Source organism: Bacillus sp. ISL-18 (assembly GCF_018613415.1).
Lineage (GTDB): Bacteria > Bacillota > Bacilli > Bacillales > Cytobacillaceae > Neobacillus.
Window position 1 is genome coordinate 74,148 of the sequence record NZ_JAGGQG010000024.1, and the last position, 22,094, is coordinate 96,241.

Annotated in this window: 18 protein-coding genes, 1 pseudogene and 1 riboswitch; of the genes and pseudogenes, 4 read left to right on the forward strand and 15 right to left on the reverse strand. The window is 39.3% G+C overall.

Going from position 1 to position 22,094, the window contains the following annotated elements; genetic code table 11:
• Nucleotides 1-74: 74 nt before the first annotated feature.
• From J7E81_RS25800 to J7E81_RS25815, 4 genes are all read right to left on the reverse strand, one after another.
• A complete protein-coding gene (locus J7E81_RS25800; RefSeq protein WP_215046883.1) occupies nt 75-3,185 on the reverse strand; it encodes an alpha-mannosidase in 3,111 nt (1,036 codons plus the stop codon).
• 25 nt (nt 3,186-3,210) lie between these two features.
• A complete protein-coding gene (locus J7E81_RS25805) occupies nt 3,211-4,035 on the reverse strand; it encodes a carbohydrate ABC transporter permease (protein WP_215046885.1) in 825 nt (274 codons plus the stop codon).
• A gap of 14 nt (nt 4,036-4,049) precedes the next feature.
• On the reverse strand, nt 4,050-4,922 hold the full coding sequence (locus J7E81_RS25810) for a carbohydrate ABC transporter permease (RefSeq protein ID WP_251028894.1): 873 nt from the start codon (nt 4,920-4,922) through the stop codon (nt 4,050-4,052).
• 124 nt (nt 4,923-5,046) lie between these two features.
• On the reverse strand, nt 5,047-6,420 hold the full coding sequence (locus J7E81_RS25815; protein ID WP_215046889.1) for an ABC transporter substrate-binding protein: 1,374 nt from the start codon (nt 6,418-6,420) through the stop codon (nt 5,047-5,049).
• Nucleotides 6,421-6,811: 391 nt separating this feature from the next.
• Between J7E81_RS25815 and J7E81_RS25820 the strand changes: the two genes are divergently transcribed.
• On the forward strand, nt 6,812-7,945 hold the full coding sequence (locus J7E81_RS25820; RefSeq protein ID WP_215046891.1) for a GntR family transcriptional regulator: 1,134 nt from the start codon (nt 6,812-6,814) through the stop codon (nt 7,943-7,945).
• A gap of 167 nt (nt 7,946-8,112) precedes the next feature.
• Here J7E81_RS25820 and J7E81_RS25825 read toward each other — a convergent pair.
• Together J7E81_RS25825 and J7E81_RS25830 are read right to left on the reverse strand one after the other, a co-directional pair.
• Nucleotides 8,113-8,379: pseudogene (locus tag J7E81_RS25825) on the reverse strand (phosphorylase family protein); the annotation flags it as partial.
• 100 nt (nt 8,380-8,479) lie between these two features.
• Nucleotides 8,480-8,989, reverse strand: a complete 510-nt coding sequence (locus tag J7E81_RS25830) for a DUF6241 domain-containing protein (RefSeq protein ID WP_215046893.1) — start codon at nt 8,987-8,989, stop codon at nt 8,480-8,482.
• Nucleotides 8,990-9,272: 283 nt separating this feature from the next.
• On the opposite strand from J7E81_RS25830, the gene J7E81_RS25835 reads away from it, so the two are divergent.
• The 3 genes from J7E81_RS25835 to J7E81_RS25845 all read left to right on the forward strand — a co-directional run bounded on the left by J7E81_RS25835 (nt 9,273) and on the right by J7E81_RS25845 (nt 10,851).
• Nucleotides 9,273-9,458: a hypothetical protein gene (locus J7E81_RS25835; RefSeq protein ID WP_215046895.1), complete on the forward strand. Its 186-nt coding sequence runs from the start codon at nt 9,273-9,275 to the stop codon at nt 9,456-9,458.
• 272 nt (nt 9,459-9,730) lie between these two features.
• Nucleotides 9,731-10,384, forward strand: coding sequence for a TerC family protein (locus J7E81_RS25840; protein ID WP_251028887.1), 654 nt, complete (start codon nt 9,731-9,733; stop codon nt 10,382-10,384).
• A gap of 281 nt (nt 10,385-10,665) precedes the next feature.
• On the forward strand, nt 10,666-10,851 hold the full coding sequence (locus tag J7E81_RS25845; protein ID WP_215046897.1) for a hypothetical protein: 186 nt from the start codon (nt 10,666-10,668) through the stop codon (nt 10,849-10,851).
• 259 nt (nt 10,852-11,110) lie between these two features.
• On the opposite strand, the gene J7E81_RS25850 is transcribed toward J7E81_RS25845, so the two are convergent.
• From J7E81_RS25850 to J7E81_RS25890, 9 genes are all read right to left on the reverse strand, one after another.
• A complete protein-coding gene (locus J7E81_RS25850; protein WP_215046899.1) occupies nt 11,111-11,986 on the reverse strand; it encodes a 5'-methylthioadenosine/S-adenosylhomocysteine nucleosidase in 876 nt (291 codons plus the stop codon).
• 175 nt (nt 11,987-12,161) lie between these two features.
• A riboswitch (purine riboswitch) is annotated at nt 12,162-12,265 on the reverse strand.
• Between the two features lie 344 nt (nt 12,266-12,609).
• Nucleotides 12,610-13,146, reverse strand: a complete 537-nt coding sequence (locus J7E81_RS25855) for a D-lyxose/D-mannose family sugar isomerase (protein WP_215046901.1) — start codon at nt 13,144-13,146, stop codon at nt 12,610-12,612.
• A 48-nt stretch (nt 13,147-13,194) separates the two neighbouring features.
• Complete coding sequence (locus tag J7E81_RS25860; protein WP_215046903.1) at nt 13,195-14,079, reverse strand: class II fructose-bisphosphate aldolase; 885 nt, start codon at nt 14,077-14,079, stop codon at nt 13,195-13,197.
• Between the two features lie 14 nt (nt 14,080-14,093).
• Complete coding sequence (locus J7E81_RS25865) at nt 14,094-15,110, reverse strand: carbohydrate kinase family protein (protein ID WP_215046905.1); 1,017 nt, start codon at nt 15,108-15,110, stop codon at nt 14,094-14,096.
• 82 nt (nt 15,111-15,192) lie between these two features.
• Nucleotides 15,193-16,191, reverse strand: coding sequence for an ABC transporter permease (locus J7E81_RS25870; protein ID WP_215046912.1), 999 nt, complete (start codon nt 16,189-16,191; stop codon nt 15,193-15,195).
• Between the two features lies 1 nt (nt 16,192).
• Nucleotides 16,193-17,683 (reverse strand): sugar ABC transporter ATP-binding protein, encoded by a 1,491-nt coding sequence (locus J7E81_RS25875; protein WP_215046914.1) that lies wholly within the window; start codon nt 17,681-17,683, stop codon nt 16,193-16,195.
• 80 nt (nt 17,684-17,763) lie between these two features.
• The gene (locus J7E81_RS25880) at nt 17,764-18,720 is read right to left on the reverse strand and encodes a sugar ABC transporter substrate-binding protein (protein WP_215046916.1); all 957 of its coding nucleotides are present in this window, start codon (nt 18,718-18,720) and stop codon (nt 17,764-17,766) included.
• 310 nt (nt 18,721-19,030) lie between these two features.
• Nucleotides 19,031-20,272 carry a response regulator transcription factor gene (locus tag J7E81_RS25885; protein WP_374104101.1) on the reverse strand — a complete coding sequence of 414 codons (1,242 nt, stop codon included), beginning with the start codon at nt 20,270-20,272 and terminating at the stop codon, nt 19,031-19,033.
• 26 nt (nt 20,273-20,298) lie between these two features.
• Nucleotides 20,299-22,083: a cache domain-containing sensor histidine kinase gene (locus J7E81_RS25890; protein ID WP_215046920.1), complete on the reverse strand. Its 1,785-nt coding sequence runs from the start codon at nt 22,081-22,083 to the stop codon at nt 20,299-20,301.
• Nucleotides 22,084-22,094: the final 11 nt, after the last annotated feature.

Below are 22,094 nucleotides of genomic sequence, written 5' to 3' on the forward strand. Positions count from 1 at the left end.
TGCTTTCCCTCCTCTGAAAATTCAACGTGCATTCATTCTAAAAAAGGGGGGGAAATCTCCCCCCTCATCAGCTGTTATGTTAACTTTACAATAAAAGTCTTAATTTCATATGGTTTGATCTCAAACGTAAAGGCCTGATCTTCCCTAACCTCCGAAATACCTCTTTCCATTAAGTCGCATTCCTGCCATGAGTCAATATGGAAATCACTTGCTACCTCCACAGTTCCTCTTGCACCAGCAAATTCATGCAGTCGGATAATGAGATGATCCTCATTTTCTCCTTTTTTAACGGCATCCACAATAACATTCTCTGCCGCAACATTAAACAGTGAAACATTTTGTGTATGGCCTTCCGCATAGGTCAATGGAGAATTAAGCTCCCAAGCCTGCCGTACCGTATTTCCTTCATACCAGCTTCCCTTATGAGGAAGGATGGAATACGTAAACAAATGTTCACCTTGGTCAGCCTCTACATCAGGATAGGTAGCCGACTTTAACAGGGTAAGGCGGATGACATTATCTTTGATATCATGTCCGTATTTGCAATCGTTGAGTAAGCTGACACCATAATCTCTTTCAGAGAGATCTGCCCATTGATGACCAACTGATTCAAATCGTGCGTGATCCCAGCTCGTGTTCCAATGAGTTGGACGTTTTACATTTCCATACTGAATATCATAAGTTGCTTCGGTTGCCCGGATTTCAACAGGAAAAGCTACCTTCAACAATTGGTTTTGCTCATGCCAATCAATCTTTGTTTCAAAATCAATTCGCGGACTTGCAGCATAGAGAACCATTTTCTGATTGATCACGGAGTTTGTGTATCCCCAAGTAAACTCAACAACACAACGAACTGGACCATTTTCAATAACGCTTGCTTCTTGTAGAGTCGAAATCTCTTTCATCTTTTCTTGATAATAGAGATCAATATCCCAGGCATCAAACCGCATTGGTTTATCCTCAAAAACCTGGAACACATTCCCCCGCGCATTAGGGGCTAAAACATTTCTTTGATTTTTCTTGTCATAGATTTTTGTCAGCTGACCATTTTCATTCCAGGAAATAACATAATAGTCGGATGAAATACTAGTATCAGAAACAGTAAACGACGAACTAGTTGCATTTGTTCCCTTTTCGTAAAAGATAGAGCTTTTTCCGAGAGATGGCACTTTATCAACTTGAACAAGCCATGCTCCTTCAGAGGTTTGCTGGGCATCGAGCACCTCACCTACCTCGTTCTTCCACAATAATTCTCCGGTTGTGTTCGTGTTAATTTTAACGGTATCATTTCGCTGCCAAGAAGAGGAATTATAAATGGCGAACGATTGTTGTCCGGTCATTCCTCCTAATGACTGGGAAGCTTCCTTCCAAGCCTTCACCGCAAGATCATATGCTTGTGCATATTCCAGTTTACTATCTTCGTAAACCTCACGAATGGATGAACCTGGAATGATATCATGGAATTGATTCCGCAGGACAATTTTCCAGCTTTCCTCTAAATCTTGGACAGGATAGGCAGACCACGAACCCGAAAGGATACTGCTCAAGGTATTAAGCCATTCTGTTTCCCGAAGAAGCAGCTCCATTTTGCGGTTCATCCGTTTATTATAAGCCTGAGATGTATAGGTTCCACGGTGATACTCCAGATAGAGCTCTCCATCCCAGGTATGAACATATTGGTCTGTATTTTCTACAGTCTCATGAAGGCGTCTAAAATACTCATCTGCTCTTCCTGTCTTAACAGCCGGCAGGCCAGGCATCTTATCTAATTTTCTTCTCATTTCCAGCATTTCACGATTAACGCCGCCTCCGCCATCTCCATAACCGTAGGAAATGAGCAGCTCCTGGTTTACAGCTTTATCACGATACGCTTCCCAAACCCCTTTTACAGAACGGGGGGTAATTTGTCCGTTGTATGTATAGAACCAGCGGTCATCTTCAGGAGTCGTGACAAAATGAGTTAAAATTTCCGTTCCATCGATCCCTCTCCATTTAAACGTATCATGCGGCATTCGATTGTACTGACTCCAACTAATTTTCGTTGTCATAAAAGTCTTAATGCCGGATTTCACTAAAATTTGCGGAAGGGCCCAGCTGTACCCGAAAACATCCGGAAGCCACAAATATTCACATTCTTTTCCAAAGTGTTCCCGGAAAAATTTCGTACCCAGCAGTAATTGACGAACAAGCGATTCACCTGACGTTAAATTGCAGTCCGCCTCCAGCCACATTCCACCTTCAGTTTCCCATCGTCCTTCCTGAACCTTTTTTTCAATCTGCTTATAAATCTCCGGATAATCCTTTTTAATATAATCATATAATTGCGGTTGCGTTTGTAAAAAAACGTAGTCCGGATATTTCTCCATTAAACGGAGAACCGTCGAAAACGAGCGGGCTGCCTTTTCTCTTGTATGTTTCAGCCTCCATAGCCAGGCGACATCGATGTGGGTGTGCCCAATCGCGGTGACCGTTACGGGATAGTTTTTCGGAATTTGCTCTATTTCTTCATTTAAACTAGCTTGCGCCTGGTAAAGGGAATCATAGAATCCTTCTGAACCCGGGGAAGACCAATCGACTAACAGGAAGGCCCGGTCTAATGCCTTTAATAAAGATTGTCTTTCCGGCTGATTTTCCTGCAAATACTCTATTGTTGCAAGGGCCGCTCTTGCGGTGTAATATAAATCATCCACCTTTTCATCCATGCAGGCAATAAAAGCCGTTTTCAACTGATGTTCCTGCAGGGTCGGCTTACCTCCACCTTCGAGTCCTGACCAAAGCCGGAAACACAGTTCAATGGTGGTACCTGAATAGCTTCCATCCAAAAATACCTCCTGATGATTCATGTCGACTCCTTGGTATGGCTCTCCGTTTATGTAGAGGAGAGACTCAAACCCTGAGTTATTTCCACCGCCTGTTTTTCCAAAATCAAACACTCCAACAACTTTTTGCTGCCCCCATTGTTCAGGGATTGGTATGAGCGTTTTTAGCCAAATGTATTTATCTCGTCCTTCCCAGCGTTCACCTACATTCATCGTCTCCCACGGTCCATCCTCAGGAGGCTTTTGCGCAATCTTTCCTTCCTCATCTTCTTGGGCTTGAAATGAGGCCACCGGCAGAATATTTCTATAACGATAGGAATCTAGTTCTTGTATCCTTCTCTCTAGCTTTTCAGTAGTCCAAAACATATTTAAACACTCCTTTAAATAGTGATTAACCTTTGGAAGCTCCGCCTAGGCTGAAGCCTTGGGACATAAATCGCTGCGAAAACATATATAAAATGACTGAAGGCATCGTATAAATCATCGAAAAAGCAGCCAGCTTTCCGTATTCAATCATTCCAAAATTACCGAAAAACTGAAAAATCGTTACGGAAGCAGGAAATTTATCCGGCGTTTGGATTAAAATGTACGGGACGAAAAAGTTTCCCCAACTTCCGGAGAAGGTAAAGATCGCGACCGTGCAAATTCCAGGAATCATTAAAGGGGCAACCACTTTCCTTAGACCAGCCCAAACGGATGCACCATCAATCCACGCCGATTCTTCCAATTCCAATGGCACAGAATCCATAAAATTTTTCATCATCCAAATCGCATAGGGCAGCCCGGATGCTGTTAAAAACAAAATCGTCCCGATAAGAGAATCCTGTATATGCAAATATAGAAAGAGCTGATAGACAGGCACCATCACTGCAGTAATCGGCAACGCTGTCATGAACAAGATCGTATACATAAAGGACTTTTTAAATTTCAGCGCATATCGTGATAATGGATAGGCTGCCATGATGGCCACAACGACAACCAGCACGGATTGGCCAAATGATAAAAATAACCCGATTCCAAAGGAACGAATATTGGCTGGATCCGTCAAGATCGAAGTGAAGTTCTTAGCCGTAAAGGAACTGGGCATTTTCAAAGCTTGCTGTGCATTAGGATCAAACGATGCAAACAGTACCCATAATAGTGGGATGATAAACAAAATACCAATAATGGTTAAAATGATGTATGGAACAACTTTTTCAGTTTTGTAACGGTTCACTTCTAACTCCTCCCTTAAACATTGACCTTCATGGAACGGATATAAAACAAGCTTGCACAAATTCCAATGAGGAGCAGAATTAAGGATATGGCCGTTCCATAGCCAAGTTGGTAATTTACAAAAGCTTGGTTATACATAAAGATAGGAAGAGTTTGTGTAGATGTGCCAGGCCCGCCGCCTGTCATCGCAAATATTAACGTAAACACACCTAACGTTTGCAAGGTTACTAGAATCATATTGGTAACAACGGATCCTTTCACCATCGGCAAGACGATACGGAACAATACTTGAAAACGGGAAGCTCCATCTACCACGGCCGCTTCTTCCACACTTTTAGGAACATCATCTAAGGCTGCCTGGAAAACCAGCATCGAAAAGGCCGTACCGTGCCAGATATTAGCCACTACCACACTCACCATTGGAAAGGTATACAGCCATGTGACCGATTTTAGACCCATATGCTGCAGGAGCATATTTAGCGTTCCATTATCACTTAAAAAGGCCACCCAGCAAAAAGCGACGACAATTTCAGGGGTTACCCAGCCGGCAATGATAATAATGCCGATGATCCGGCGAAATGTTTTGTTTTTCTCTTTCATTAGGACAGCCAGAATAAACCCTAAAACTTGCTGGCCAATGACGGCAGAAAAAAGCAAGAACACGATCGTTTTGACGACACTAATGCGGAAATTAGGATCTTGAAACATCGTGATAAAGTTTTGAAAGCCGATAAACTGAACACTTTTTGCCTCTGTACCTGTTAAAGATAGATTCGTAAACGCAAAGTAAAAAGTGAGTAAAATGGGGCCGACAAAAAAGACAAGCAATAGGATCCAAGCAGGAAGCAAAAAGAGAACCGATTTCAGCAGCGTATGATCCTTTTTCATTTTCTGCTTGATTGTGACTGTTTGTGATACAACCGTATTTGTATTCATTTCACACCCCGTCCTATTTTTAGAATTCGGCTGTCTTTTTGGGGTTCAAAAAGACAGCCTTTCATTCCTTTTTCGATTACTTTTCCATTACCTTATCAGAGCCAACAATTTTTGTTACATTCATTTGATATTGCTTGGCAGCCTGATTAGGGGTGATTTTTTCTGTTACAACATCCTCGACAAGTGATTGAATTTGCGTGGATACTGTTGGGTATTTATCAACAGCTGGGCGGAAATGCGTAAATTTCAAAAAGTCAGTTGCTTCTTTAAACATCGGGATATTTTGATACTCTTGCTCTTTGGCAACATCATTACGAGGAGTCAAATTCCGTTCTTTCGATAGGAGTGAAAGATTATTTTCTTTGCTTGACGCAAATTCAATAAATTCCCAAGCTACATCTTTATGATGTGAATTTTTTGGAATAGCTAGTGCCCATCCACCGGACATGGATGTGGTTCCAGGAGCTTGTCCATGTTGTGTTGGCATTGGGGCAAATCCTAACGTCTTAAAGGCTTCAGGCCAGGGTGCAGCACCCGTCTCACCCCAGTTACCTGTCTGCCAGAATCCATCAAGTCCGATAGCAAGCTTTCCTTTAGGCATTAACTGCTGGTAAGCCACTGAACCACCCTGTCCATTTAATACCTGGGAAAGATTTGGTCCAAGCTTCTCCTTATATACTGTATGGATAAAATTGAATGCATCTGTAAGCCCTTGGCTTTTTACAATCCACTTGTTCGATTCGTTATCATATAGAGGGGTTTCCGTACCATATAGCAGCATCTCAAATGTTTGCATTGATGTTGCTTCCCCAGTTGCTTTGCCTGAATTCATCCATAATGGAGTGACACCTGGCAACTTGTCTTTTATCGTTCTAGCTGCTTGCAGGATATCATCCCACGTTTTAGGCTCCCACGGAACCGGAAGACCCGCTTTTTGGAATAAATCTTTGTTATACCAAAGTCCCCGGGAATCGGTGTTGTAAGGGACCCCATAAATTTTCCCATCCTGAGCCATTACACCTTTTTTAACACTGTCATTATAGTTGCTCCAGTCACTCCAGTCCTTGATCTTATTATCAAGTGGCTCTAAATATCCTGCACTTGCATCTGAGTTCACCATAAAGGTATCCTCTGTAACGATGTCAGGTGCCGTATTGGGGGATTTCAACATTAGAGCAATTTTGGCAAAATAATCACCTTCTGAAACATTAAGCGGGGCAAGCTGAACATCTACCTTAGGGTGATCCTTTTCAAATTGCGGAATGATCTCTTTATTGAGCCAATCCGTTAGCCCTTTGTTCGTTCCTCCCCCAGATCGGTAGGTGATTTTGACTACTTGTTTATCACTGCTGTTTGAGGATGCACTTTGATTTGAACACGCTGAACTTAATAAAACACTGCCGGTGATAATGGAAACAGCCGTAATTTTCTTCAACATTTTTCTGTTCATAACTCTCTCCCCTTTTACCCTTATTCTCTTATCAGAAAGCGGTTACAAAATTGATCAAAAAAATAGGATTATTATTCTGCTTTGATAGTTCATTCCTCCCTTAACATCATCTACCAACTTAGTATACCAACAGCATAATTGATATATTTGGCATATGTCAATATATTAATTAAATTTTCTTTATATTCATAAAAGTAAATTCAAAAGACCTAGGTAACAGCATTAGATTTCTACTTATCTTTTATTTTTCAAGTATCTATTGGATTATTTTTTAAACCCTTTACTATGTTTATTACTTCATGAGAATAAGGAGACATTGTAAAATAAATGATTTGTAACAATTTGTACTATATGATATATTCAATATATCAACTATCAGGAGTGAAAATAGATGGAAACTCCATTATATGAAAAAATTTATCTTAACTTACTAACCCAGATTGAAACGGGTCAATTAAAACCAAGGGATCAGGTTCCCACTGAGAAAGAATTGGCTGACCAATATCAGGTCAGTAGAATAACTTCTAAAAAAGCGCTTGAGAAATTAGTGCAAATCGGAGCGATCGAACGCATCCGTGGCAAAGGTTCCTATGTATCTCAAACACTTCCTGATTTCGGAACCATTCATCCAAGGACTCAGTCGGAACAAAGTGATCCTGGGATTCAAGAAATGAATGCGTTAATCGGACTAATCATTCCTGAATTTTTTAAGGATTGCTTTGGCAGGCAAATAATGAGTATTATTGAGAAACGCTGCTCGGAATTGAAGTTTAACTTATTAGTGAAGTTGACATATGGAAGCCAGGAAGCGGAGGAAGAAGCCATTAATACAATGGTTCAGCAGCAGGTGAAAGGCATCATTATTTTCCCAGTTCACGGGCAGCATTATACAACAAGCTTACTGCGATTGGTTCTGGAGGGTTTTCCACTGGTATTAATTGATAGATATTTAAAAGGAATTCCAGCTTGCGCCGTCTATACGGATAATCAAACGGCGGCTCAGAATCTTACAGAATTTCTTTTCTCGCGAGGACATGAGCATATTGCTTTCGTTTCACCTCCAGAGGAATATACATCTTCCATCGAAGAGAGAATCCAAGGGTTTAAAACCGCTTATTTACAAAAGGAAATTGCTGTTAGCCCAAACTATATCCTAACAGATATGTTTAGTACATTGCCGACGTTTGATCGATCCGCTGAGTTTGTCGAGGATCAGATTAAGCTGTGCAATTTCATTCAGGAAAATTCTCATGTAACGGCATTTATCGCCTGTGAGTATGAAATCGCCTGTGTCTTAGCACAAGTACTGAAATCTCTTGGGAAATCTATTCCATCTGATTACGCTATTGCTTGTTTCGACCATCCCGCCTGGTTATATAATGATATGATTTTCACTCACATCAAACAAGATGAAGAAGCAATTGGATCTCAAGCAGTCGAATTACTACTCAAACAAATTCAAGGACAAACCGTCCCCGTACAAAATATGGTAGATTACAAGTTAATCGAAGGAAATACCATATAGAAGCATAGGTAGAAGCATAGGGACGGTTCTCATGCTTCGGAAGCACGAGAACCGTCCCTATGCTTCCCCACATTTTTCTATTAATTTTGATGTACTTTTTAACCAAAAAGAAAACGGCTTAGAGGTTCTCCTCTAAGCCCTTTTTTTACAGAATGGAGCACCCACTCTTATTTTTTTATTGTTGATATATATTGTTTCACAACATCATATACATATTCTTGGTTTGCTGCTGCAGTATTAGGATTATAGGCGCCTCCATTTGTTTTATTGTTAGAGAGGATTCTAATACCTAAAAAAGCTATATCATAAGCACCGGCAATTTGTACAGCCGAGGCACCTTCCATCTCTTCTACAGATGTACCGTACTTTTCATGAATCCAGTTAATACGGTCCACTTCATTGTTCCAAAAGTCAGCTGACCCGATCGTCCCTTCACTAGCTAATCATGATTACTACTAGTTTCTCTAACATTTGGGGCGCAGTACATAGGAACCTTATTTTTTTACGTTTCACAAAGAATTTTCCACCCGCATCTTAACGAAAGTTCTGTTCAATGAATTCTTGTTCTTCCTCGGGTGTAAACAACCGTGTCGCAACTCCGATGGTCCCACCTTGAAGGGAAAGAATTTCGTTGTGTGCTTCCACCGCGTTTTCGAATTTCCCTTTGTCCCACTCGTTCAAGATTTCTAAATAAACGTCTTTGTTGTCATAATCCGTTTCATCTAATGTTTTTAGCAATTCGTCAATTCTTTCAGGTGTCATTTCGGTTGCTCCGTCCTTTTCATCTGCAGCAACTTTTTGGTGCGTCATACGGTGAAGAATCCATTGGAATTCGTCTTCTTTAGGTATATAATTACCTTCCGTAATTTTCTTTTCAAGCTTGGCATCGCTTTCGACTTTCGTATCAAGCGAAGACTCGGCATCAGCTACTGTTTTTTCGCTCCGATTGTTAGTCGCTTGATATATTAGGACACCGACAATAATGACCCCCAACACCGCAACAGTCGAAAGTCCTATCAATAGCCCTTTTAAAAATTTCTCCATTTACCCAACCGCCCTTTTTATACCTAATTATTGTAATTCTTATATTACGGATTTCAAAACAAATAGTTTCAAAAATATGGGTGAGCCCCTATTTTTCCAAACTATATAATACCATTTTTATAGCAATGATCCATCCTTGTGCACCGAGGAAACTACCAGGAAGCCCGTTGCCGTACGTCCGCATGGTCTTATTCATATGAGCATTCCTATTGTTACAAAACTGACATAATTGTAATCTGGATGACATATAATTTATCAATCACCTAGGAAGGAGGAAAAACCTATGGATAATCGTATCTTCTTGTTTCTTGCTACAATTTTATCTGGTTTTGCACTTATAAGAGTTCCTTTAGCTGGTTCATTCCTTGAAGGCGTTTCACCTGTAACAAATATCCTTGGCATTCTAACCGTTATTGTCTTCTCACTTGTCTTAATTTATAAAGGTGTAAAAGGCTTGTTCCAAAAGTAAAGAGGATTCAGATGGGGAGCACTCTATATGGGTGCTTTTCTCATTTATTGCTCTATTAACAGCACAATATACAAACAAATAGTTTTAGTGGTCCAATCGCTCCTAAATCTGCTCAACCGAATGAAGTCTTAAGATAGGCAGAACAGCTCCATAAAAAAGAAGCATGAGAACCGTCCCTGTGATCTTTCAAATCCGGTCTTTTTTAAGCCTCTAATTAATATAATGACTTAGTTAGCTTATATTCAGAGGTGAACATTTTGGAGATTTTTGGATTGTCTTTTGCGGTTCTTTTGGAGGTTATTTTAATCAATATTGTATTAAGCGGGGATAACGCAGTTGTAATCGCAATGGCATCACGTAATGTTCCAAAGAAGCAACAAAAGAAAGCCATCTTTTGGGGAACATTTGGAGCTATTATTTTACGTTTACTATTTGCAACAGCGATTGTTTATCTACTAGCCTTACCTTTCGTAACTTTTATAGGCGGTCTTCTTCTAGTGTATATTGCCATAAAACTTCTAATAGCTGATGATGAAGACGATCATAGAGAAGGCGGTTCAAGTTTAATTTCAGCTGTCAAAACCATTATTACTGCTGATGCCATCATGTCTCTTGATAATGTCCTAGCTATTGCTGGTGCGGTTGAAGGAAATATAGCCGGTATAATGATTGGAGTTATTGTTAGTATTCCTCTTGTTGTTTTTGGCAGCCAATTCATATTAAAAGCAATGGAAAAGTACCCAATCATCTCTTATGCTGGCGCTGGAATATTGGCTTGGACAGCAGGTGAAATGATCGTTAGAGAACCAAAGTTCGAATATATTCTTCCAGACGATTTACATTTATTGATTCCTACTGCTATTACCGTTCTCGTCATATGTTTAGGTTATTTATCCAATAGGATAAAAACAGCTAAAGAAAGTTAAGGAAGAGTGAACTGGAATTTATCTATTTCAACTTTGCTTCATTCATATATAATTAAGGTAATGGATCCCCGAACATTGACAACCTTCTTGAGGAATTAAAAGATATAGAAAGACAATCTTAGAGGCGACAATATTTTGTCGTTTTTTTTGTTGGGTAAAATTACTACATAAACCGTCCCTATGACTTTATTTGTAAGAACAATCTCTTCGTTACAAAATTGACATATTCGTAATCATAATGTCATATAATTTATCAATCGCCTAGGAAGGAGGAAGAACCAATGGATAATCGGATTTTCTTGTTTCTCGCTACCATTTTATCTGGTTTTGCACTTATAAAAGTTCCTTTAGCTGATTCATTCCTTGAAAGCATTTCACCTGTAACAAATGTCCTTGGCATTCTAACCGTTCTTGTCTTCTCACTCGTCTTAATTTATAAAGGTGTAAAAAGTTTGTTCCAAAAATAAAGAGGAATCAGATGGGAAGCACTCTATATGGGTGCTTTTTTCATTTATTGCTCTATACAACACATATGCAAACAATCTCACCCGTTCGTCAAACTCTGGGCGTTACCTGGTTTTGAAACAAGATCCGCCTCTAGTCACAAAAAGAAGCATGAGACTCCCATTGGATTATGGTAAAAAATTTGGATGTATTGCATCATTTAAAAGAAAACAGCTTAGAGTTTCACCACTAAGCCGTTTTCATAGAATGGAGCACCCACCCTTATTTTTTTATTGTTGAGATATATTGTTTCACAACATCATATACATATTCTTGGTTTGCTGCAGCAGTATTAGGGTTATAGGCCCCGCCATTTGTTTTATTGTTAGAGAGGATTCTAATACCTAAGAAAGGTACATCATAAGCATCGGCAATTTGTGCAGCCGCAGCACCTTCCATCTCTTCTACAGATGTACCGTACTTTTCATGAATCCAGTTAATACGGTCCACTTCATTGTTCCAAAAGTCTGCTGACCCAATCGTCCCTTCCACAACCTTACCTTTCGTATATAAGTGCTTTACCGCATTAGCTGCTGCGAGCAGCTCTTTATCTCCTTCATAGTAGCGAACCTTATTAGCATTCGCATCTGCTCCGCTTCCTTCAGAAGCCATTAAGTCCATTGGAATCCATTGACTCGGGTCCATTCCCTCGCCTGCATTTTTCGTTTCTGTTTTTAATGAACCGATGTTGGTTACTCTTTTTCCTAATACAATATCAAATACGTTTAAAGACGGATCATGTCCTCCAGCTGTTCCTTGATTGATGATCGCAATCGGCTTATATTTTTCAATCGCCAGAGCTGTAACGGCTGCCGTATTTTCCATTCCCTTGCCTGTTTTTGCAACAATAACAGGATAACCATCCAGTTTTCCTTTATAGAATACAAAGGTTCCTGATTTTTCTACTTTTACTTTTTCTAATTTCTTCGCGAAATTCTCAGCTTCTATTGGCATTGGACCTTCAATAAGAATCGGTCTTGCGGCACCTTCTACTTTTGTTTCATGTAGTAATGAAGACTTCCAGCCTGCGAGCATCGATAAGAGCAAGATCGCAATCGCTGTCCATGAGACATACTTGTTTAGAAATCCCTTTTTCATTAATTATTCCCCTTTTCTCTTGTTGTGGATGTACTCGTTGTTCGTTCCAAAGAAAAAGGTCTAGAGCGGTAGAACCTTTCTACCTCCTAGACCTACGAAAAGTCAAAGTATCAATAGTTTAGCAAAAAAACCCCTTCACTAAACATACATTGGCAGCCATAAAAATGATGGCGTGTTAGACAATACTTTAACTCGTAGTCTAGTTCTTACATTGGGAACCAGGTAGAAACGCTCAGACCCTATTTCTGAGTATATACGAGTAATGCTATTTAAGATGATTACTATACTAGACTAACAAATATCCAATGGGTTTACAACCGGAAAGGTGAACAATAATTAAAATTAAAAGTAAATCGTTCGTTTTTACATGATAAAAAAACATTTTTTGTGTTTTTTAAGTAAATTAATTCTTATTTAACTTCTTAAATTCATCGACCTATCCCCTTGCTTCTTTATCAGATTTCAACAAAACTCAAGGTGTGACAGGCACTAAACTTAAAGGGCAGAGATACAATTACGCTCTGCTCTCTTACTACATAAATGTGCCCATTACTTCTGATACAGAGATAATGGGCTTATTTATGTTGAGCATTTCCCCACTTTATCATTCGTAATTTTATCTTTTATAATTCTGGTATTCTCTTAATTCTCGAGTCTGTAAATATATCACTTTCATCTGTACTTCTTGTCGAGAATTCAGACACTACCGCCCCTTCGCTTCCTGCTTTAAACCAATGAAGGATATTCGGGTAAATCGTATATTGCTCCCCTGGCTGCAAAATGATTTCCCTGAAAACAGTATAGTACTCTTCATCTCCCTGCGGAGGATTCATTGTACGATTTTTTGTTTCTTCCCCTTCTACATATAGATATACTGTTCCATATCGACATCTAAACGTCTCTTCTTTTCCGTCATCGAAACCCCTTTTAGGATGCTTGTGTTCAGGACAAGTTTGATATGGCAGCAAGGCCAGTTCCTTCGCGCAAACCAGATCGGTATTAACATATGTAATCAATTGTAATCCTGTATCCTCAATTTTATTTAGTCCAAAGTCAGCTACCTCTAGGCCATTTTTCTCTTCTTCTGTCAAAATGATATTGGCCTTATCGAACAATTCTAAAGACTTATCTTTTACACTTTCAAGTTCTTGTAGATTCAAGCTTCATTCCTCCTTGGACGGATAATCATTATAAAAACTTATAAAACTCTAATTTCCTACAAATTGATTCCTATTTGAAAATATCCCCATTGCTCTTTTTACATCTTTTTTGATAGCGGCTTTTGCAGCGACCGTAAAGTCATGATAGAAAAGATTTTTGTGATGATCGATATAATCTTTTACAGCTAGTGCACCTGCGTTTGCGGCATAGCTATAGTAATTAATCTTTCTTACGCCGGAAGTAATAACGGCTACATAGTCTTCTTCGCTTAATCCGGAACCGCCATGCATAACAACTGGTCTTCTAATATTCTCTGAAATCATTTTTAGTCGTTCTACATCAAGATTTGGCTCCTTGATATACATACCATGAACGGTTCCAAAGGAGGCAGCTAATGCATCAATTTCTGTTCTCTCAACAAAGTCTTTTGCCACTTTTGGGTCTGTATAATAATCAACTGAGTCACCTTCACTAAGATGCTCTTCCCCTTGGGTTTCTTCACCGCCAATACCGGATGAAGTCATCATTCCAAGCTCCGCTTCGACTGAGACGTTATGCTCATGTGCATATTTAACGACTTCGTCCACCGTTCTGATATTCTCTTCATAACTCATATGTGAAGCATCAATCATCACGGAGGTAAAACCGATGTCGATTGCTTTTTTGACATTTTCGAGATTTGAGCCATGATCAAGGTGTACGACTACCGGAACACTTGCTTTTTTAGCAAATTCCACAAGAATCGGTCCCATGATTTCGAGCGGGGTAATTTCAAAGTGCACCTCTGCATGTGACAAAATAATCGGAACCTGTAATTCTTCTGCTGCTTCAACGACAGCCCTTGCAGATTCCAACGTTGGGCAGTTAAACGCGCCAACCGCGTAATTTCCTTCTTCCGCTTTTAATAAAATTTCTTTTAATGTAACAAGCACTATTAAAATCCTCCTTAAAGTTCTATTGGTTCTCTTTTCGGAAATTCCTTATACATGTTAACAAGCCGTTCGTAGCTTCTAACTCCGGACGTACTGTCCTCTGCAGATAAGGAAGAGGCAGCCGCTGCGGTGCCTAATTTCATAGAATCCGGGAGGTCCAATCCTTTTAATGCTCCGTATAATACTCCGGTCACATAAGCATCTCCTGCACCTACTGTTCCCTTAATCCAGTGCCGGTCCAGCAATAGGGAAGGGATACTATAGGTAATCGATCCGTCGTATCCAAAGCTGCCTTCCGGAGTATGGATCACAACCCAGTCTTTAACTCCTAATTGCTTCAATTTAAAAAGAGTCCTTTTTATTTTTGAGATAATTAATGCACCTGATGAATCTCTTAAACTGATACCCACACTTTTACCTGCCTCGAGTTCATTGATTACACAGTAGTTTGTATATTTTAAAGCCGGCGGGACAAGTGTTTCATACCTGTTACTATTTTCACTAACAATATCAATCGATGTTTTAATGCCCAAATCTTGTGCTTGTTTCAAAACCTTTGCCATCTTTGTCCCAAACTCAAGATCCTCCTGGTCTAATGATTCTAATAAAAGAATGTAAGCTATATGGAGAATCTTCGAGTTCAGCTTTTCCAACTCAATCATTTTCTCATCAAATAAACTTGAATTGCCTCGGTAGGTAAAAAAGGTCCGGGTATGGTCATTCTCATCTTGAATCACATCTGTAAAGGGAGTATCTCCAATCACTTTCACATGGCTCATATCGATGTTTTTATAGTTTCCTAGTTTGTCTTTAAGAAAATGACCCTTATCATCGTCTCCAAGAAGTGCGATGATCTCAATCGGCAGGCTGTGATCCATTTTTGCTAACGTAATCGCACAATTGGAGACCGCCCCTCCATTTGACCTTGAAATGCTTCGGATTGTTGTCAATTCAGATTTATTGGGATACTTTTCAATTTTCTTAATTTCATCTACAGCAATTGTTCCTGCAAATGCGATTCCCTCATTCAATTGATCACCTTCTTAGTGATCATAGCCCAAACCATATACCTATTGATAACTTCGTTTCATCCATAGGCTTTGGAATGATAGACTATGCTCTTCTTTTTTTAATGACATCCGCATAAACAGCCACTAATATGACAATCCCTTTAACGATATATTGCCAAAACGAACTTACTCCCATCAGGTTTAACCCATTGCTTAGTACACCAATAATGAGAGCACCGATTACAGTACCGCCGATCCTGCCGTAACCACCTGTCATACTCGTTCCACCTAAAACAACTGCGGCAATCGCGTCAAGTTCTGCTCCAGTTCCTGATGTAGGCTGCCCGGAGAACATACGAGATGCCAGGACAATACCAGCTACAGCTGCCATTAAACCACTGAATGTATAAGCAAAGAACTTTACTTTTTTGATATTAATACCGGCAAATTTAGCCGCTTCCGCATTTCCGCCGACCGCATACATATAACGGCCAAGCTTGGTTTTATTCATGATTAGATAACATACGACTAATAGAATAATTAAATATAGTACCGGCATAGGTAATACTCCGCCAATATAACCGGAACCAATGGAGTTAAACGATTCTGACATGACCCTGATTGGTTTACCATCAGAGATTACATATGCGGCACCCCTCGCGATATTCATGGTTGCAAGAGTGACAATGAATGGAGGTATGACAGTGGTAGCTGAAACATAACCATTCACAGCACCAATTAGCATTCCCACTAAAAGACCTACAGCAACTGCAGCAATAACCGGTGTTCCCAATAAGGCGATCAGTCCCGTTGTTACCACTCCTACTACCGCCATGATGGATCCTACCGATAGGTCAATACCGCCTATTATTATGATCATCGTCATGGCTAAAGCCAAATATAGATTGGTAGAAGTTTGTCTTAATACATTAAGCAGGTTATTGGAATTTAGAAAGTTGGGATTGACCATCGATATGACGATGCATAAGACTAGCAATCCTATAATGATTCCTATATTATTTCGAACAAAGCTTATGATCCCACCCCCGACATTTGGAGCGGAATGGGCTTTCTTGTTTACATTGATAGACACTTGAGACATGTCAATTACCCCCAGTCGCGTAATGCATAATGGTTTCTTGGTTAAAACGATCTTTATTCAATATCGTTTGGATTTTGCCTTTGCACATGACGGCAACTCGATCACTCATATTGATCACTTCAGGCAGTTCCGAGGAAATCATGATAATAGAAACGCCTTCTTTGACTAATTGGTTCATGATAGAATAGATCTCCGCTTTTGCCCCTACATCGACACCTCTAGTAGGTTCGTCTAGAATTAAAACTTGCGGTTTGGTGGCCAGCCATCTCGAGATTAAAACCTTTTGTTGATTTCCACCACTTAGATTCTTTACTTCTTGCTCCGGGCTTGGTGTCTTAATCTTTAGGTCTCTTATATAGTTATTTGTTTCATTGCTTTCATATTTAGAATTAACCCTGAAGAATTTCATGAATTCATCCAGTATCTTGATTGTTAAATTATATTGAACCGATTGTGTTAGGAATAATCCTTCTTCTTTACGATTTTCCGTTACATACGCAATTTTATTTTTTATCGCATCATTTGGATTTTTAATTGTAACTTTACTTCCCTTTACAAATATTTCACCCTGTTCGAAAAGATCCAAGCCAAATATGCACTTCATAAGTTCTGATCTGCCGGCGCCTACTAATCCAGAAAAACCAAGGATTTCACCTTTCCTGAGTTCAAAACTAGCATTTTCAACAACGCCCTTTTTCGTTAAATTACTAACTTTTAAGACACATTCATCTGATGCGGTAAAGTCCCTGACATAGTAATTGGTTAGTTCCCGGCCGACCATCATGGCGATTAATTTATCATATGTTGTATCTTTTGTTATCACTGTGCCAATATAAGTTCCATCACGCATGACAGTGATTCTATCCGTGATTTCAAATAATTCATTCATTCTATGGGAGATATAGACCATTCCGACGCCTTGCTCTTTTAAATTTCTAATCGTTTTGAACAAGAACTCCACCTCTTTTTCCGTCAATGATGAGGTTGGTTCATCCATTACAATGATTTTTGAATTAAAGGATACCGCTTTAATGATTTCAATCATTTGCTGTTGAGCGACATTTAATTTGTTCACTGCTGTATGTGCAGCTAATCCCAAGTCAAAAACGTCTAAATATTTTTGAGCATTCTCATACATGGTCTTTTGATCGATAAACCCCGTTTTTGTTAGCGGTTCACGACCTAAGTAGATATTTTCGGCTATCGATAAATAAGGGACTAAGCTGATTTCTTGGTGGATAATACTTATGCCGTATTTTTGGGCATCTTTTACACTACTAATCTGAACTTCATTCCCATTTATATAGACTTTCCCTTCGTCAATGCTATAAATGCCATTCAATATTTTCATCAGTGTTGATTTACCTGCACCATTTTCCCCAAGAAGTGCATGAACTTCGCCCAATTCCAATTCGAAATTCGCGCCCTTTAAAGCATAAACCCCAGGAAACCGCTTTGTTACACCTTTCATTTCCAACAGTTTACCGCTCATATTCTCCACCTCGTTAAATTAGAAAGGGTGACACTTATATTTCTAGTCACCCATTAATCTAAATCATTATTTACTGCTGCTTACTGCCATCCATCTGTGCCGTATTTATCAACATTATCTTTGTTGATTAAGAATGTCTCAACTGGATTTCTCTTCTCAAACTTTTCACCTTTTAGCACTTTGTATGCTACATCAACTGATTGCTTTCCGATTGAGATTGGTGATTGTGCACCTGTTCCAACAAGTGGTCCGCCTTCTTTAATTGCTGCTTTGGCATCCGGAGAACCATCTACACCATAAATGGCAATGTCTGTTTTATTTGCTGCTTTTGCTGCTGCTAATGCACCTAACGCAGTTGGATCATTTCCGCCCATGATTGCAACGATATCAGGATGAGCTTGAAGGATATCTTCGGTGATGCCTAGAGCTGTCTGTAAATCTCCTTTAGCATCTTGTTGTGCTACAATTTCAAAATTTTTCCCTTTAATGGCTTCCATAAACCCTGCAATTCTATCATTGATAGAATTCATTGTTGGGCTGTCAAGGACGGCAATCTTTCCGCCATTTGGAAATCTTTTCACAAGATCTTGGCCATCTACTCTGCCTGCATTTTTGTTATCAGAACCAACGTAAGCGGTAACATATTTAAAGTCTTTAACTTCTGTATCATAGTTGATAATCGGTATATTGGCTTCTTCGAGCATCACTAATGCAGGTCTAATACCTTCCCAATCCACTGGATTTAGGAAGATCCCATCAATTCCCTGAGCAATCATGTCTTCAATTTGATTAATTTGAAGTTCCACGTTCATTGCTGGATTTGTTGTAATTAGCTTGTCGCCATTCGCCTCTACCTTTTCACGGATGGACTTTTCAAGCACTTGGAAGAATGGATTGTTCTGTGTCATAGATGTGTAACCAAAAACGTAATGTTTTTTAGATTTTCCAGCAGATCCACTGGCTTGATCGCTTTTGTTACATGCAACTAACGCAAAAGCCAGCATTGCAACTAAGAAAATTGAAACTAATTTTTTCATTGGTATGCCCCCTCTTTACTATGTAGATAATTTTTCCGAGTCAGGATGTAAGCCCTTTCTCTTGAAAACATCATACCAAGGACAACCTAACACGTCTTTTCAATTAATTAACAATTTTTATAAAAATTTAACTTTTATTAAGCGCTTACGTTTTCTCTATAAAAATATAAACATAAAAAGGGCGGCACACTGCTGCTAGCAGGTGCTCACCCTTTTGAAGATTATTGAACTTTTGCAGTCCGTTTTATACATTGTTTTGGCGCTGCTAAATGTGTCTCTTGATTTACGCTTCAGGCACTGATGTCTTTTTTTAGCTGTTAGTATCCATCATATATAGCTGCTTCACAGCACCTTTTCGATATTGATTGGGAGAAACACCGACAACCTTTTTAAAAGCCGTACTAAAATAATGCTGGGATTCATACCCGACTTGTTCTGCTATTTCATAAACTTGTAAATTAGTTGAATTCAGCAGCTTAATTGCTTTTTTTATTCTCATATCGGTAACCAAAGCTGTAAAGGATGTTCCCAATCCTTGTTTAATCATCCGGCTTAAATAGACAGATGAAACTTGTAATTGTTGGGCAATGGATTCCAGAGTCAACTCAGGATTCGAATATTGTTGGCAAATATAATTTTTTGCGCGTCTTACAATTGGAGAAATATGAGACTCCTCAAGAACCTTTGTTTTACAACTCTCATAAACAGAAGGAATTGCAGCAAAATCCCCTAGAATGGACTCTGAATAAAGAGTCGGGGATACCTTTAAGTAGGACTCGATACTCATTTCTATTTTTGAAAATGATTCAGCCTGAACTTGTCCCCATAATAGGATGAAAATTAGACCAGATGAATCACTAAAAACCAGCTTTTGCTGTTTTTCCAACACTTCTAAAATAACATTCTTCATGCCGAATCGAAACAAATCCTTATCCGACCCTAGTATCAGGGGCTGATTCATTTCCAATTCCTTACTGCGAACGACCGCTAGTAAATGAGGAACACCCACAGGCAGTTCCCAAAATTGCAGCTGCTCCTTAATTTCATCGGCTGTCAAATTTCCTTCCACCCAATTTCGACAAAATTGTTCTTGAATGAACGATGTATTCTGTGAAATGTGGCTCGAGGCTATTTCTAAATACTTCCTTTGTGCCCTCGTGGTCTGTAGTTTACTGGCCACCTTTTTAAGGACTTCCGTTAAACTAGCAGGTTTGATGGGCTTTAAAATATAATCCTCCACCTGTAACCGTAAAGCTTCCTGAGCATAGCTAAATTCATCATAGCCTGAAATGATTACGACACTGCACTTAGGAAGGCTGTCCCGAATATTTTTGATTAACGTCAGTCCATTCATAATTGGCATGTTCAAGTCCGCCAAAAGAATATCCGCTTTATATTTCAGCGCCAATTCTAATGCTTCTTCACCGTCTTCAGCTTCAGCTGCCACTTCCATCCCAATATGATTCCAATCGATGGAATACCGGATCCCTTCACGAATATTTGGCTCGTCATCTGCAATTATTACATTTAAAAGCTGCTTCAAGCATAACACCCCATTATTTATAGGATCTTTATTTATCAACTCAATGGAAGAAGAATTTTTACAGTCGTACCTTTTCCTTTTAAACTATCAATGTATAAACCATATGGATCCCCATGCGTTAGCTTAATCCTGGCTTGAACATTCATAACTCCATAGCCAATAGTAGTCATCTGCTTCGTTTCTTCCAAACTATTAAAGTTAATGGCCAGATTTTCTCGTAATGCAGCTAATCTTTCCCCTTCGATTCCCGCTCCATCATCCTTTACACAAAGGACCAAATTCCCCTGATGTTCTTCCCCGGTAATGGAAATATACCCTGGTCCCCTCCTCTCTTTAATTCCATGGTAGATGGCATTCTCAACGATTGGCTGCAGTACGATCTTTATGACTGATATATTGGCAAGTTTGGGGTCTATTGAGATACTATAATTTAACTTTTCTTTATATCTGGCCTTTTGGATTTTCAAATAGCTTTCAATATGTTCTATTTCATTTGCCAATGGAATCAGGTCGTTGCCTTTACTTAGACCAATTCGAAAAAGCTGTGATAGGGAGTCCACCACTTCGGCCACATCCAATGCCCCTTTTCTCCGGGCCATCCAATTAATGGTGTCCAGCGTATTGTATAAAAAGTGCGGCTTAATATGGGATTGCAGGGCCCGTAATTCTGCCTCCTGCTTTTGCCTTCCCTGAATTTCGATTAGTGAAATAAGCTTGTTTATTTGTTCCAGCATTTTATTAAAACTGCGCCCTAGTTTCCCAATTTCATCTGCCCGATTGCCTTTATAGCGAATCGATAGGTCACCTGACTCCACTTGTTTCATAAAAGCATTTAATTGATTTATGGGTCTTGACATCGAAAAGGATATATAATACGAAGCACCAACTCCAAATGCAAAAACGATAAATAAAAAGCTAATCACGTAAAAGTTAATTTTATGTACTTCCATTACCGACTCATTTGTCGGAAATACCCCAATCGTCGTCCAATTAGAAAATGGAGATCTTCTATAGATGAATTGCATGTTTTTCCCGTTAATCTTTTTGGAAAATGTGCCGGATGCCCCCTTTTTCAACCAGCTTACCTTTATTTTGTCGACTAAAGAGTCTTGCGGGGAATAAATGACTTCCCCCTCATCATCGATTACCATTAAATAACCTGTCTTCCCTAACTTTACATCTTCAATGATTTCCGATAACACCCGCAATTTTAAATCGATTAAGATAACTCCAATCACCGTCTGCGAATCTGGATCCAAGATCGCCCGAACCCCCGATACAATTTCACTATTCTTATAATTTACATGGGTTTTGACACTTCTATCTGCCGGATGGCCAATAATTTTAAAAATACCGTTATTCTCAATCGCTTCCCGATACCAATTTTCTTTTATTAGAGACTTAATATTACGGGTATACATCTCATTACTGATAAATTTACCTTCTTCATTTATCACAAGAATCCCTGCAATTTCAGGGTTAACGGTTGTAAACCCTTGCAAAAATTGCTGCATTTGGTACTGATTATTTGCATTTGCCGCTTTCCCAGCCTGGAGAAAATGAATGATTTCCGGATTGAATGAGACTAGATAGGAAATATCCTGCATATTTTCAACGTAAGATTCCAACGATTTGTTCGCCTGGCCGATCAACTGCAGTGTATGGTTTGTTTCCTGTTTTTCAATAATTTTATCTACCGCTATACCAATCAACGAGCTAAAACCGATGGAGGGCAGAATGCTGATTATAAGCAATAAAGCTATAATTTTATGACGAATGGGTAAATCATTCATTTCTAATGAGGTTATTTTTTTCAACATTATCACTCAAT

Bases quoted from the DNA above. Each gene is read 5' to 3' on its own strand.
- J7E81_RS25845 (WP_215046897.1), top strand. From the start codon at position 10,666: ATGGATAATCGGATTTTCTTGTTTCTCGCTACCATTTTATCTGGTTTT.
- J7E81_RS25835 (WP_215046895.1), top strand. From the start codon at position 9,273: ATGGATAATCGTATCTTCTTGTTTCTTGCTACAATTTTATCTGGTTTT.
- J7E81_RS25830 (WP_215046893.1), bottom strand. From the start codon at position 8,989: ATGGAGAAATTTTTAAAAGGGCTATTGATAGGACTTTCGACTGTTGCG.
- J7E81_RS25890 (WP_215046920.1), bottom strand. From the start codon at position 22,083: ATGTTGAAAAAAATAACCTCATTAGAAATGAATGATTTACCCATTCGT.
- J7E81_RS25810 (WP_251028894.1), bottom strand. From the start codon at position 4,922: ATGAAAAAGGATCATACGCTGCTGAAATCGGTTCTCTTTTTGCTTCCT.
- J7E81_RS25815 (WP_215046889.1), bottom strand. From the start codon at position 6,420: ATGAACAGAAAAATGTTGAAGAAAATTACGGCTGTTTCCATTATCACC.
- J7E81_RS25875 (WP_215046914.1), bottom strand. From the start codon at position 17,683: ATGAGCGGTAAACTGTTGGAAATGAAAGGTGTAACAAAGCGGTTTCCT.
- J7E81_RS25870 (WP_215046912.1), bottom strand. From the start codon at position 16,191: ATGTCTCAAGTGTCTATCAATGTAAACAAGAAAGCCCATTCCGCTCCA.
- J7E81_RS25880 (WP_215046916.1), bottom strand. From the start codon at position 18,720: ATGAAAAAATTAGTTTCAATTTTCTTAGTTGCAATGCTGGCTTTTGCG.
- J7E81_RS25850 (WP_215046899.1), bottom strand. From the start codon at position 11,986: ATGAAAAAGGGATTTCTAAACAAGTATGTCTCATGGACAGCGATTGCG.
- J7E81_RS25800 (WP_215046883.1), bottom strand. From the start codon at position 3,185: ATGTTTTGGACTACTGAAAAGCTAGAGAGAAGGATACAAGAACTAGAT.
- J7E81_RS25820 (WP_215046891.1), top strand. From the start codon at position 6,812: ATGGAAACTCCATTATATGAAAAAATTTATCTTAACTTACTAACCCAG.